The sequence below is a fragment of the Luteimonas marina genome, from assembly GCF_007859325.1.
Taxonomy (GTDB): Bacteria; Pseudomonadota; Gammaproteobacteria; order Xanthomonadales; family Xanthomonadaceae; genus Luteimonas; species Luteimonas marina.
Genome location: NZ_VOHK01000001.1, coordinates 612,022 through 623,968 on the forward strand (window position 1 = coordinate 612,022; position 11,947 = coordinate 623,968).

Below are 11,947 nucleotides of genomic sequence, written 5' to 3' on the forward strand. Positions count from 1 at the left end.
CCGCTGCGCCTGCTGGTCGTCTGCCTCGGCAACATCTGCCGCTCGCCGCTGGCCGAGGGCGTGCTGCGCCAGCGCATCGCCGAGGCCGGGCTCGAACGCCGCATCCTGGTCGATTCCGCCGGCACCGGCGGCTGGCACGCCGGCGAGCCGCCGGACCGCCGCTCGATCGCGAACGCGGCCCGGCACGGCGTCGACATCTCCGGCCTGCGCGCCCGCAAGCTGCGCGCCGAGGACTACCGGGAGTTCGACTGGCTGCTGTGCGCCGACCGCGACAACCTCGCCGACGTGCGCAGCCGCGCGCCGGCCGACGCCAGCGCCCGCAGCGCGCTGCTGCTGGACTGGGCCGGGCTGGGTCAGGGCGCCGAAGTGCCAGACCCGTATACCGGCGGCCCCGACGATTTCGAGCAGGTCTGGCAGCTGGTGGATCGCGCCGCCCGCGCCATCGTCGCCGGCGTGGCGGCGCGGACGCTGGCGATTGACGCATAATCGGTGCACATGGACGCAACCACCGCTCCCGAATTCCCGCCCGGCGTCGAATGGCTGAACCTGCTGTCGCCGCTGCGGATGGCGCAGCTGCGCGGCAAGGTCTGCGCGCTGGCGTTCGTCAACGCCGGTTCCGCCTGGTGCCAGCAGCGGCTGGCGGACCTGGCGCGGCTGCGCGCCCGCCACGGCGAGCGGGTGAACGTGGTGGCGGTACACGTGCCCAAGTTCGAGAGCGAACGCGACGGCCGGCGCATCGGCAAGCGACTGAACCGGCAGCGCTACGATTTCCCGATCGGGCACGATCCCGACTGGACGCTCTGGCAGCACTACGGCGTCGAAGCCTGGCCGACGGTGGTGCTGATCGACGGCGAGGGCCGGATCCGCGAGCGCATCGTCGGCGACGGGCCGATCCGCGAGCTCGATGCGCGCGTCACCGCGCTGGCCGGGGAACTGGTGCCGACCCTGCCCAGCGCCGACCCGATCGAGATGCGCCGCGGCGGCGAACCGCCGCTGCCGCTGCGCTTCCCGACCGGTCTCGTGGTCTCGGGCAACTACCTGTACGTGGCCGACAGCGAGCACCACCGCGTGCTCGAATGCGACCAGGCCGGGCGCGTGCTGCGCCAGTTCGGCAGCGGCGGCCCCGGCTTCATCGACGGCCCGATGGAACTGGCGGCGTTCAACCGCCCGCACGGCATGTGCGTCTGGCGCGACGCGCTCTACGTCGCCGACAGCGGCAACCACGCGGTGCGCCGGGTCGAGCTGCGCAGCGGCGACATCGACACCATCTGCGGCGCCGGCCGCTCGGGCACGCCGGCCGAGGGTGCGATCCGCGACCCGCGCGCGGTCGCGCTCGACCAGCCGCGCGCCGTGGCGCTCAGCGGCAGCGCCCTGTTCATCGCCACCACCGGCGACAACCGCATCTGGAAATACGACCTCGGCGCGCCCGGGCTCGAACTGGTGGCCGGCTCCGGCAGGCTGTCGGTCATCGACGGCGGTAGCGTCGGCGCGGCGTTCGCCGAGCCGGTCTCGCTGGCGGTGGTGCAGCAGGCGCTGTACGTATGCGACGCCGCCGGTTCGGCGATCCGCAGCGTCAACGTGCGCACCGGCGCGGTGTCGACCCTGGTGGGCGTGGACCAGTGGCAGTACGGCGACGCGGACGGCGCCCGCACCGAGGCCCGCCTGCAGCAGCCGCAGGCGATCGCGCTCGACCCGGATTCGCCTGTGCTGTGGATCGCCGACGGCGGCAACGACGCCCTGCGCTGCCTGCGCCTGGGCGGCGGCGAACTGACCACCGTGCAACTGCCGCAGCGGCTGCATGGCTCGGCCGGGCTCGCGGTGGGCGGCGGCGCGGTCTGGATCGCCGACACCGACGCGCACGCCGTGCTCCGCTTCGACCCCCGCACCGGCGCGCTGCGCCACGTGCCGATAGGCGAATGACCGGAGGGAGGGCTGGAGGGGCAGGGCCAAAGGCTGAGGGCCTGGAGCTGAGGGCAGGGACCGTCATCCCTGCGGAAGTCGCCATCCGTACCGTAGCCGTCATCCCGGCCGTAATCGTCATCCCCTCGGTAGTCGTCATCCCCTCAGTCATCGTCATCCCGGCGAAAGCCGGGATCCATTTTGACCTTGCCTTCCCACGGCAACGGCGAAAAATGGATCCCGGCTTTCGCCGGGATGACGGCCATTGCAGGCCGCCACTCCCGGCCTTCGCTCCCCGCATCACCCCATGACCACCGCGCCGCCCCCCTTCGACGGCAAGGCCTTCGCCCGTGGCCTGAGCACCGCGCCCGGCGTCTACCGCATGTTCGCGGCCGACGACAGCGTGCTCTACGTCGGCAAGGCCGGCGCGCTGCGCAAGCGCGTGGCCAGCTATTTCAGCGGCCAGCCCAAGCCGGCGCGGACGATGGCGATGCTGGCGCAGGTCGCGCGCATGGAAGTCACGGTCACGCGCACCGAGGCCGAGGCGCTTCTGCTGGAGAACCAGCTGATCAAGTCGCTGCGCCCGCGCTACAACGTGCTGCTGCGCGACGACAAGAGCTACCCCTATGTGCTGATCACGCAGGAACCGTGGCCGCGGCTGGCGCTGCACCGTGGCCCGCGCAACGTGCCCGGACGCTACTTCGGGCCGTATCCCGGCGTCACCGCGGTGCGCGAGACGCTGAACATGATGCACAAGCTGTTCAAGCTGCGCAGCTGCGAGGACAGCGTGTTCCGCAACCGCTCGCGACCCTGCCTGCAGCATCAGATCGGGCGCTGTACCGCGCCCTGCGTGGGCCTGGTGCCGGCGCGCGAGTACGCCGATGCGGTGCGCCGTGCGACGCTGTTCCTCGAAGGCCGCAGCGACGACCTCACCCGCGAACTGGGCGAGGCGATGGAGGCGGCCAGCGGCCGGCTGGACTTCGAGGAGGCCGCGCGCCTGCGCGACCTGCTGTCGGGCGTACGCTCGCTGCAGGCGCGCCAGTACGTCGACGGCAGCGCCGCGGAGCTCGACGTGCTCGCCGTCGCGATGCACGGCACCCAGGCCTGCGTGCTGCTGCTCGCCTTCCGCGATGGCCGCAACCTCGGCACCCGCGCGTTCTTCCCGAAGACTAACGGCAGCGACAACCCGGCCGAGGTGCTGGCCGCGTTCGTGTCGCAGTACTACGGCGAACAGCCGCCGCCGCGCGAGATCGTGCTCGACCGCGCGATCGACGACATCCCGCTGCTGGAGGAAGCCTTCACCGCCGCGGCCGGGCGCAAGGTGCAGGTCCGCCACAGCGTGCGCGGCGAGCGTGCCGGTTACGTCGACCTCGCGCGCCGCAACGCGGAACTGTCGCTGGCCACCGAACTCGGCAGTCAAGCCGCGCAGCAGGCGCGGCTGGATTCGCTGCAGGCGCTGCTGGGGCTGGCCGCGCCGCCGCAGCGCATCGAATGCTTCGACATCAGCCATACCATGGGCGAGGCGACGGTGGCCTCGTGCGTGGTGTTCGACGCGGACGGGGCGGTGCGCGGGCAGTACCGCCGCTACAACATCACCGGCATCGAGCCCGGCGACGACTACGCCGCCATGCAGCAGGCGCTGCAGCGGCGGTTCCGGCGCGCGGTCGAAGAGAACGGCGTACTGCCGGACCTGCTGCTGATCGACGGCGGGGCAGGGCAGGTGGCGCAGGCGCGCGGGGTGCTCGACGACCTCGGCGTCGATGCCGGCGACGGCGGCGTGATGATCGTCGGCGTCGCCAAGGGCGAGGAGCGCCGCGCCGGGCATGAACGGCTGCTGCTGCCGGACGGCCGCGAACTTCGGCCGGGGACGGATTCGCCCGGTCTGCAGCTGATCCAGCAGGTGCGCGACGAGGCGCACCGCTTCGCGATCACCGGCCATCGCGGGCGCCGGCAGAAGGCGCGCAGCGTCAGCCGGCTGGAAGACATCCCCGGCATCGGGCCGCGCCGCCGCGCCAGCCTGCTCAAGCATTTCGGCGGCCTAGCGGGCCTGAAGGCGGCCGGCGCCGAGGAAATCGCCAAGGTCGACGGCGTCAGCGAGGCGCTGGCGGGGCGAATCTATGCGACCCTTCACGGGCTGCAGGACGAGGCCGCCGGGCGCCAACCCGGCTGAACTGGCCTCCGATTGCGCCGGGCCTGTCGTTCCGAATGCGGTGAGGAACCTCGGCTTCCACATACAGGATTTCTCGCTGCGCTCGACATGACAGTCCCCGAAGCACCCCGAACACGATGAAGTTGACCATCCCCACCTGGCTGACCCTGCTGCGGATCCTGCTGATCCCGGTGCTGGTCGCCGTGTTCTACATGCCCTCGCAGTGGACCAATTTCGCGTCCGCCTTCGTCTTCATCCTGGCGGCGGTGACCGACTGGCTCGATGGCTGGATCGCGCGGCGCTACCACCAGTACTCGGCCTTCGGCGCCTTCCTCGACCCGGTCGCCGACAAGCTGATGGTCGCGGTCGCGCTGTTCCTGATCGTGCAGGGCCACCCGACGCCGTGGATGGCGTTCTGGGCGGCGGTGATCGTCGGCCGCGAGATCGCGGTCTCGGCGCTGCGCGAATGGATGGCCGAACTCGGCCAGCGGGCGACGGTGAAGGTGGCCACGATCGGCAAGGTCAAGACCATCGCGCAGATGGTGGCGCTGTCGTGCCTGCTGTACTCGATCAACCCGCGCTTCCCGCTGCAGCCGGGCACCGAGATCTGGATGGGGACGTTCGTGTTCCGGGTCGGCGACTGGCTGCTGGGCGCCGCGGCGCTGCTCACCCTGTGGTCGGGCTTCGCCTACCTGCGCGCGGCCTGGCCGGCCCTGCGCGAAGCCGAGCGGGCGAGTGTTGACACTGCCCGCACAGGCGGTAAAATGCGCGGCTCAACGCGGGAATAGCTCAGTTGGTAGAGCGCAACCTTGCCAAGGTTGAGGTCGCGAGTTCGAGCCTCGTTTCCCGCTCCAGATCCAGCAGGCCCCGGCACCGCCGGGGTTTTGTTTATGCAGCCCCGGGACGTGTATCTTCCCGTCCTGGCGGCAGTCACCGGCCTGGTGGCAGAGTGGTTATGCAGCGGACTGCAAATCCGCGTACGCCGGTTCAATTCCGACCCAGGCCTCCATCCCCCAGTCGCCAGCCGGCACCCGTGCCGGTGCGTGAGTCCGTGCCCGGATGGCGAAACTGGTAGACGCAAGGGATTTAAAATCCCTCGGCCGCGAGGTCATGTCGGTTCGATCCCGACTCCGGGCACGCAGAACGCTTCCATCGGCTTCCGAAGCATTCCGAAATTGGACACGAAACCCCGGGATTCCCGGGGTTTTTCGTTCCAATTCCTTCCGAATGATTCCGGTTGCATCCGGCGCAGATTGTGAGTAGATTGTGAGTATCCGGGGCGTTTTCAATTCGATCCCGGATCATCTACTCACATCATGCCGGTTCGATCCCCATGCCGCTGACCGAAGCGAAATTGAAGGCGTTGAAGCCGGCGGCGGCGGTCTACCGGGTGGCAGACGCGGGTGGCCTTTGCATCGAAGTCACGTCCGGCGGCAGCAAGCTCTGGCGCTACCGCTACCGCGTGAACGGCAAGGCGACGATGCTTGCGCTCGGCAGCTATCCCGAGACCACGCTGGCGCAGGCACGGGACGCGCGCGACGATGCGCGCCGGCTACTTCGTGACGGCAAGGATCCCGCTGCGGAACGCCAGGCGGCGCGGGCGCGCATCCAGTTCGCCGCCGACAACACGTTCCGCGCGGTGGCGCAGGAATGGCGCAGCAAGGCGATCAAGGGGCTGGCGCAGGTCAGCATCAGCAAGGTCGACTGGCAACTCGGCCTGATTCCGGATCGCCTGCAGAACCGACCTATCGACGAGATCACCGCGCAGGACGTGCTGACGATCCTGCGCCCGCTGGAGCATCGCGAGATCGTCGACACCGCGCACCGTGTCCGCGCCCGCATGTCGCAAGTGTTCCGGTATGCCGTCGCCACGGGGCGCGCCCAGCGCGATCCTACGGCCGACCTTCGCGGGGCGCTGACGCCGATCACATCGACGCCGCGGGCAGCGGTCACCGACCCCCAAGCGGTCGGGGCCTTGCTGCGCACGATCGACGCCTACGAGGGCCAGCCGGTCACCCGGGCAGCGTTGCGACTCGCACCCATGCTGTTCGCGCGGCCGGGCAACCTGCGGGCGATGGAGTGGGGCGAACTGGACCTGGACGCTGCTGAGTGGCGCATCCCGGCTGGCAAGATGAAGATGCGCGAGGCGCATGTCGTGCCGCTGCCTACGCAGGCGCTGGCCATCCTTGAGGAATTGCACCCGCTGACGAAGTGGGGCGCTTACGTGTTCCCATCGATCCGCGACGGCAAGCGCCCGATGAGCAACAACACGATCAACGCGGCGCTGCGCAGGCTCGGCTACGACAAGGACACGATGACCGCGCACGGGTTCCGGGCGATGGCGTCGACTCGGCTCAACGAGCTTGGCTGGTCGCCCGACGTCATCGAACGGCAGTTGGCGCACGCCGACCGCAACAAGGTCCGGGCCGTCTACAACCGGGCGCAGTACATGGCCGAGCGCACGAAGATGATGCAGGCCTGGGCCGACTACCTGGACCAACTCAGGATCGACACGGCGAAGGTCGTGCCGATCGGCAAGAGATCCGGCGCAAGCCGGTAAAGCGGCGCGGCCGGGAGGTACGAGCTCCCGGCCGAGCCTTCCACCACCGTTCCACAGGAGAACGATCATGGCACCTGAAATTGTACCGACCCCGAGTCCTATCCAGCGCGACCGCCGGGGAAACTACAGAGACAGCCTCGTCGGGCTGCCGAGCGTCACGAGCGGCCACCACGTGGCATTCGTCGCATTCTCGATCATGGCCGCGTTCCCGCGGCGGACGCCGAAGTGGCAGGAACTCGCCGACCGCTACGGCATGAACCGCGCGACGGCATACCGCTATCTGGCCTCGCTGAAGGCCGTTCGAGGGGAGCTCTGACCATGGCAATCGACACTACACCCACGCTCTCGTCCGACGAGTCCACGCCGGACATCCCCGGCCTGAGCGACCTGCTGGTGAGCGCTTACCGCTTCAAGGATCCCGAGCGCGTGATGAACGCGGCCGAGAACGTCCGTCAGCCGATCTTGAACGGGATCCGAGGAATGGGCACCCTGCTCTGGTGGGCGTCGCAGCACGAGAGCTTTGGCGCCACGGATTTCTCTCGCTCGGCCATCGGCGACGTGGGCCTGCTGCTGGAACTACTCGGCGACATGGCGGATGCGACCAGCATCATCGGCATCAACGCGTCGACGACGCACGGCATCAATGAGGCGGCAGCGCGCGCCGGTTCCGACAAGGGCGAGTTCGTCAGCGTGCCGGTGGTCGGGAGCGCACGCTGATGGCGCCCGATGTCATCCCGTTTCCGAAACCCAAGCGCGAGCCCGTACCGTCTGCTGAGGTCGAGCGGTTGGTCGCGGTTCTCGAGCGCGCTCTCGAGACCAATGAAGCGTTCAGGCGACTCTTCGAAGCCAAAGTCGGCGGCTGACGTGGCCGGCGAGCAGAAGAAGCTGAAGCCGGCGGCCTCAAGGGAGGTCGCCGGCGATGGCGTGAGCATCACTGAGGGCGCACGAATTCTCAGTGCCTTGAAGTGGGCGCTTCACGAACATCGCATGGGGCGGCCCTTGCCGAAGCGCCTGGTGACTGCGCTCCTGGCCTTCGACAAAGGCCTGCCTGCGCGGACACGCAGGGATCTCCTTCTGGCTACGCTGGTGCTGCGGTATCACGAGCAGGGATTCCCGAAGGCGAACACGTCGCAAGGCCCCAGCGCTTTCGAGAAGGCAGCGGAGGACGTCGGTGTCTCGGCTTCAACCGCGCAGCGGGCCTATGAATCGTGCGAATGGATCCCGCTCAATGGTGATGATCCTTTGGATGCTGCAGATTGACCACCGAAAAAATGGTCAAAACTGTGTTGTGGATTGACCATCGCAGCGGCAGCAATTGCCGCTGAAATCTGTTCCGAAGCTTCCGACTGATTGCAGGTCGGACCGAAACGGAGCAGACGAATGCACAGCAACGAGGTTGCGTCACAGGCCACGCCCGCCGCGGTGATCCCCGAAACGGGCTTGATGCGGATCCGCCAGATCCTCGGCGACAAGAAGCGGCAGCTGCCGGCGATCATCCCCGTGTCCATGTCGACCTGGTACGCCGGCATCAAGGATGGCCGCTACCCGCGGCCGGTCAGGCTGGGCCGGGGCAGCGTCGCCTGGCGCGCCGAGGACATTCGCCGCCTGGTCGAGCAGGGCGTTGCGGTGGGCGGTGCGCGCGGGTGAGCAGCGTGGAACACAAAGGCGAGCAGCGCGCAGCCCCTGCATTGGTCAAGCAGGCCGAACTGGCCGCGCTGCTTGACGATTCCGACGACGCGGCCTATGCCGCGTGGGCTTCCGGAACAAGCAGGCCGCCGCCGCCGAGCTCGCTAGAGCAGGCTGCTGACCGCGCCGATGCGCACGACGCGGCGCTGGCGGAATGGGCGGTTGGTGACGAGAGTGTGCCGCCGCCGGTTCGAGCTGCCGACGAGGAGGCGGAACGCCTCCCTCTCGCTGAGGTGTTCGCCGGGATGCTCGTCCCATGGACGCAGGAGGAGTTCGACGCGGCGCGCGAGCCGGAGCCGCACGCCTTCGAGCGCGGTAACGTGGGGCTCTTTCCGATCGGCGAGGTGAGCGTCGCCGCCGCTGCCGGGCGCGAGGGGAAGACGACCAACATCGTTGGTATCGCCACGGCCCTGGCGATGGCGCATAGCCTTGCCGAGCTCTGGCCGCGGCGCGACCGCTGCGTGGTCATCTACTCCGCGGAAGACAGCCGGCGGCAGTACGCGCGCAAGTTCGCCGCGCAGGCCTCGCTCCTGCCTGAGGCGCAGGCGAAGCTGGTGATGGAGCGCGTCCTGGTGCCCGACCTCGAGAACGAGGCATTCGCGCCGATGCGCGCGCTCGTCAGGATGGCCGAAGGCGCCCCGTACGCCACCAGTACCGTGACGGCGATCATCGAGGCGCTGCGCCCGATCATGGCGTCCGCAGTTCCCATTGGCCTGCTGGTGGTCGAGACCGCGAGCACTGTGTCCGAGGCGGACGAGACCAACACCGGCCTGCGGATACTCGTGGATGCACTGAAGCGGATCGGGCGCGCGCTGCAGGTGTCCGTACTGCTGTCGCACCACGTGAATCAGGCCAGCCTCGTCAAGCTGCCAGACCTGGATATCTCGACCGAAGACTTCCGCGGCGGCACTGCGCTGATCGGCAACGCCCGGCAGACGGCGATGGTGGTGAACCTGGGCTCCGACGACAATCCGCTCCCGGCGAACGACGCCCGCACGATCCTGCGGAGCCTCGCCGCGCCAGGCGAGACGGGGCGCGTCTCCGCGTTCATCACCCTCGACAGCTCCAAGGGCATCGATCCGCCGCCGGTGTTCTTCCGGTGGGTGCAGACCGATTTCGGACCCGCGGCTGTCGAGGTCCCGGCACCGCCGGCGCTCGCCGGCAAGCACTGGAAGCTGGTGCACCAGATGATCCGCGCGGCCCGCGCCGAGGCACGCAAGGAGGAACGAGAGGACCGGGCCGCCGAGAAGAAGGACGCCACGCGCCAGGAGCACATGCGCGCCGTCCTGCGTGCGCTAGCCGAGATGGAGCGGGAGACGCCCGACAAGCCTGCCACCGAGCGACAGATCCGTGAGCGCGCGCGCCTCAACAGCGCGAACGCCGGGCAGGCGCTGGCCGCCGCAGAGGCGCAGGGCGTCGTTGAGCGCTACCCCGCCCGCGCCGGCGGGAAAGACACCAACGCCTATCGCCTGAAAGGAGGCGGGACAGATGAACGCTGAGTTTTGTACCACCACGGGCACGAGCCCTGTATTCATGCGGCTCCCAGCGGGACAGGACTGTTTGTCCCGCTTGTCCCGCGTCAGCTGCCGGGGTGCGGGTGGGAGGCACTTCGCGCACCGCAGGGAGCGAATGCCGTCCACCCCGCCGCTGCCCGGACCAGTGGGACTGGGACAGTTCTATAGGGGTCTGGGGATTTGTCCCACCCCACTCGGAGGCGCCCTGTGAGCTACCAGGCACGCATCGGCGACGCCATTCGTCTCGGCAACCTCTGGGCCGAACCCGGCGAGATCACCCATGTCGAGATCGAGCACGGCTTCGGCTGCCGAAAGATCCCCTGCACCTGCCATCCCCGGATCACGGCCGTCGTCGGTGACGAGATCCGCGTCATCGGCACCGGCGGCGCCATCCTCGAGCGATGGAGGAAATCCTGATGGCCGTGGTCCCGTTCGAACGAACGCTGGTGGCCTCGCTCGACGCGATCCAACTGCAACTGGCGATTTGCGTTCTTGCCGCTGACGACCTGCTTGAGGGCCGGGCACTGCCGAGCCGACGAATCGTCGGCAGGGCGGGACGTCGGCTGGAGTCCTGGCACTGGCATCCCGACATCGGCGAGATCCTGCCGCGGATCCGGATGGCTGCGGTCGAGGTCGACGTGCTGCTGCTGGCGGCGCAAATGATCGAGCCGGGAAAGAGGCCGACTGGACCGCTTCGCGAGCAAGTCTGCCAGGTTCGCTCGGCGCTGGATGCGCTCCGGCGTGAGGTCGCGCAGGCCAAGTTCAGGGCGCGGGGGAAGGCGATCCTGCAGGACGCTTGTCCTGCCTCCTCGCGCGCGCGCGCGTTTGTCGGCCCGAATTCTACCAGCGGAGAGGCGGATTGATGCGCCGCCGCACCACCACGATCACCACCAACAACAGAGGCACCGACATGGGCACCACCACGAACAACGACACTGCGGCAGAGCAGCCGATCGCCGTCGAACAAGCCGCCGCGCAGGCCGCGCGATCCGCCGCCGCCGCCGCCGAGACCGCGTCCAACCGGGAGCAGATGGCTCGGCGCCTGGCCGAGCTCGAGGCCGCGGAGGTCGCGGCCCGCACGGCGCTGGATGAAGCGGTCGCCGATCTCGGCGAGGCGGCTATCAGCCCGGATCCCGACAAGACGGCAGCCGCCTCTGACCTCGTCGCGGAACGCCAGAAGGACCTGCAGCGCGCGACGGCCGCACGCGAGGCGCTGGAACGGCACCTGGCGGACGCAAGACTGCGGGCCGAAGCCGGCGCCATCGATGCCAAGTGGGACGCATACGCAGAAGCGCTGGAACGGCGTCATGAAGCGTTCGCGGTTGCAGAGGAGACCATGCGGCCGTTCTTCGCGGCGTTGTCCGACGCAATCGCGGCGGCTCGGGAGGCTTCGGCGCTCGCGCCGGCTTCGCAGATTCTCACACCTGACGGGTGGCTTCTTTTGGACGGTTCGCTGTTCACGCGAATAGAGGACATGTGGAACAGGGAACTGTCTGACTTCCGGAACGCACTCTGGGGCATCACGAAGACGTCGCGAGAAATGGGCGCGGCTTTTCTAAGCGCGCGTGAGTTCAACAGGCCCGGCGAGGCGATGGTGACGCGACTTGACGACCCCCGAGCAAAAAGCCTCGCTGCCGAGCCAACCCCAATCACGGAGACCTGACCATGTGCGAACCCGTTACCCTCGGCATCATCATGGGTGCCTCGTCACTCCTCGCGGGAGGCTCTGCCGTCCACCAAGGCCAGACGCAGAAGAACTACAACAACTACCTCGCCAATCAGGCCGAGGCGGATGCGCGCGCGGAGGCTGGCGCCGCACAGGTCGAGGCCGAGCGCATCCGCAAGGCCGGGAAGAAGCAGCGCAGCGAGGCCATCGCCGCGCTTGCCGCCTCCGGTGTCGACGTCAACAGCGGCACCGCGCTGGTCATCGATCGCGAGATCGCGCGCGGCGCCGAGGAGGACGCGTTCCTGACGATGGCCGGCGGCAGCGACCGCGCGGCGCGACTGAGCGCCGACGCCAGCGGCCGACGCGGCGCCGCGAGCCGGGCGGGGACTGCGGGCTACATCAACGCCGCCAGCACGCTGCTGCAGGCGGGCACCAACTACGGACGCGGCTGGAAGAAGCCGAGGGGAGGCTGA

At 69.0% G+C, this 11,947-nt stretch carries 15 protein-coding genes and 3 tRNA genes; all 18 read left to right on the forward strand.

What is annotated here, in order from left to right:
* The first annotated feature begins 3 nt into the window (after positions 1–3).
* The 18 genes from FQY83_RS02880 (at position 4) to FQY83_RS02960 (ending at position 11,947) form a co-directional block, all read left to right on the forward strand.
* Complete coding sequence (locus tag FQY83_RS02880; protein ID WP_146385344.1) at positions 4–486, forward strand: low molecular weight protein-tyrosine-phosphatase; 483 nt, start codon at positions 4–6, stop codon at positions 484–486.
* A 9-nt stretch (positions 487–495) separates the two neighbouring features.
* Positions 496–1,920, forward strand: coding sequence for a thioredoxin-like domain-containing protein (locus FQY83_RS02885; protein WP_146384859.1), 1,425 nt, complete (start codon positions 496–498; stop codon positions 1,918–1,920).
* 286 nt (positions 1,921–2,206) lie between these two features.
* On the forward strand, positions 2,207–4,069 hold the full coding sequence (gene uvrC, locus FQY83_RS02890; protein ID WP_146384861.1) for an excinuclease ABC subunit UvrC: 1,863 nt from the start codon (positions 2,207–2,209) through the stop codon (positions 4,067–4,069).
* A gap of 116 nt (positions 4,070–4,185) precedes the next feature.
* Positions 4,186–4,836 carry a CDP-diacylglycerol--glycerol-3-phosphate 3-phosphatidyltransferase gene (gene pgsA / locus FQY83_RS02895; RefSeq protein WP_146384863.1) on the forward strand — a complete coding sequence of 217 codons (651 nt, stop codon included), beginning with the start codon at positions 4,186–4,188 and terminating at the stop codon, positions 4,834–4,836.
* Positions 4,827–4,902, forward strand: a tRNA-Gly gene (locus FQY83_RS02900). Before pgsA ends, FQY83_RS02900 begins: the two co-directional genes overlap by 10 nt.
* An 81-nt stretch (positions 4,903–4,983) precedes the next feature.
* Positions 4,984–5,057: transfer RNA gene (locus FQY83_RS02905), tRNA-Cys, on the forward strand.
* A 44-nt stretch (positions 5,058–5,101) separates the two neighbouring features.
* Positions 5,102–5,185 (forward strand) — tRNA-Leu (locus FQY83_RS02910).
* Positions 5,186–5,381: 196 nt separating this feature from the next.
* Positions 5,382–6,608, forward strand: a complete 1,227-nt coding sequence (locus FQY83_RS02915; RefSeq protein ID WP_146384865.1) for a tyrosine-type recombinase/integrase — start codon at positions 5,382–5,384, stop codon at positions 6,606–6,608.
* Between the two features lie 67 nt (positions 6,609–6,675).
* Positions 6,676–6,924, forward strand: a complete 249-nt coding sequence (locus tag FQY83_RS02920; RefSeq protein ID WP_146384868.1) for a helix-turn-helix domain-containing protein — start codon at positions 6,676–6,678, stop codon at positions 6,922–6,924.
* Between the two features lie 2 nt (positions 6,925–6,926).
* Complete coding sequence (locus tag FQY83_RS02925; protein ID WP_146384870.1) at positions 6,927–7,325, forward strand: hypothetical protein; 399 nt, start codon at positions 6,927–6,929, stop codon at positions 7,323–7,325.
* Complete coding sequence (locus tag FQY83_RS17530) at positions 7,325–7,471, forward strand: hypothetical protein (protein WP_158636416.1); 147 nt, start codon at positions 7,325–7,327, stop codon at positions 7,469–7,471. Before FQY83_RS02925 ends, FQY83_RS17530 begins: the two co-directional genes overlap by 1 nt.
* Before the next feature lies 1 nt (position 7,472).
* On the forward strand, positions 7,473–7,868 hold the full coding sequence (locus FQY83_RS02930) for a hypothetical protein (protein WP_146384872.1): 396 nt from the start codon (positions 7,473–7,475) through the stop codon (positions 7,866–7,868).
* A gap of 120 nt (positions 7,869–7,988) precedes the next feature.
* Positions 7,989–8,255 carry a helix-turn-helix transcriptional regulator gene (locus FQY83_RS02935; protein WP_146384874.1) on the forward strand — a complete coding sequence of 89 codons (267 nt, stop codon included), beginning with the start codon at positions 7,989–7,991 and terminating at the stop codon, positions 8,253–8,255.
* A gap of 5 nt (positions 8,256–8,260) precedes the next feature.
* Positions 8,261–9,793, forward strand: coding sequence for an AAA family ATPase (locus FQY83_RS02940; protein WP_146384876.1), 1,533 nt, complete (start codon positions 8,261–8,263; stop codon positions 9,791–9,793).
* Between the two features lie 222 nt (positions 9,794–10,015).
* Positions 10,016–10,225, forward strand: a complete 210-nt coding sequence (locus tag FQY83_RS02945) for a hypothetical protein (protein WP_146384878.1) — start codon at positions 10,016–10,018, stop codon at positions 10,223–10,225.
* The gene (locus FQY83_RS02950) at positions 10,225–10,671 is read left to right on the forward strand and encodes a hypothetical protein (protein ID WP_146384880.1); all 447 of its coding nucleotides are present in this window, start codon (positions 10,225–10,227) and stop codon (positions 10,669–10,671) included. Before FQY83_RS02945 ends, FQY83_RS02950 begins: the two co-directional genes overlap by 1 nt.
* Positions 10,671–11,471: a hypothetical protein gene (locus FQY83_RS02955; RefSeq protein WP_146384882.1), complete on the forward strand. Its 801-nt coding sequence runs from the start codon at positions 10,671–10,673 to the stop codon at positions 11,469–11,471. The genes FQY83_RS02950 and FQY83_RS02955 overlap by 1 nt, the downstream gene beginning before the upstream one ends.
* Before the next feature lie 2 nt (positions 11,472–11,473).
* The gene (locus FQY83_RS02960; RefSeq protein ID WP_146384884.1) at positions 11,474–11,947 is read left to right on the forward strand and encodes a hypothetical protein; all 474 of its coding nucleotides are present in this window, start codon (positions 11,474–11,476) and stop codon (positions 11,945–11,947) included.

What these genes read in the sequence shown, in the direction of transcription:
- FQY83_RS02885 (WP_146384859.1), top strand. Translation starts at nt 496, where the DNA reads ATGGACGCAACCACCGCTCCCGAATTCCCGCCCGGCGTCGAATGGCTG.
- uvrC (WP_146384861.1), top strand. Translation starts at nt 2,207, where the DNA reads ATGACCACCGCGCCGCCCCCCTTCGACGGCAAGGCCTTCGCCCGTGGC.
- pgsA (WP_146384863.1), top strand. Translation starts at nt 4,186, where the DNA reads ATGAAGTTGACCATCCCCACCTGGCTGACCCTGCTGCGGATCCTGCTG.
- FQY83_RS02915 (WP_146384865.1), top strand. Translation starts at nt 5,382, where the DNA reads ATGCCGCTGACCGAAGCGAAATTGAAGGCGTTGAAGCCGGCGGCGGCG.
- FQY83_RS02920 (WP_146384868.1), top strand. Translation starts at nt 6,676, where the DNA reads ATGGCACCTGAAATTGTACCGACCCCGAGTCCTATCCAGCGCGACCGC.
- FQY83_RS02925 (WP_146384870.1), top strand. Translation starts at nt 6,927, where the DNA reads ATGGCAATCGACACTACACCCACGCTCTCGTCCGACGAGTCCACGCCG.
- FQY83_RS17530 (WP_158636416.1), top strand. Translation starts at nt 7,325, where the DNA reads ATGGCGCCCGATGTCATCCCGTTTCCGAAACCCAAGCGCGAGCCCGTA.
- FQY83_RS02935 (WP_146384874.1), top strand. Translation starts at nt 7,989, where the DNA reads ATGCACAGCAACGAGGTTGCGTCACAGGCCACGCCCGCCGCGGTGATC.
- FQY83_RS02950 (WP_146384880.1), top strand. Translation starts at nt 10,225, where the DNA reads ATGGCCGTGGTCCCGTTCGAACGAACGCTGGTGGCCTCGCTCGACGCG.
- FQY83_RS02955 (WP_146384882.1), top strand. Translation starts at nt 10,671, where the DNA reads ATGCGCCGCCGCACCACCACGATCACCACCAACAACAGAGGCACCGAC.
- FQY83_RS02960 (WP_146384884.1), top strand. Translation starts at nt 11,474, where the DNA reads ATGTGCGAACCCGTTACCCTCGGCATCATCATGGGTGCCTCGTCACTC.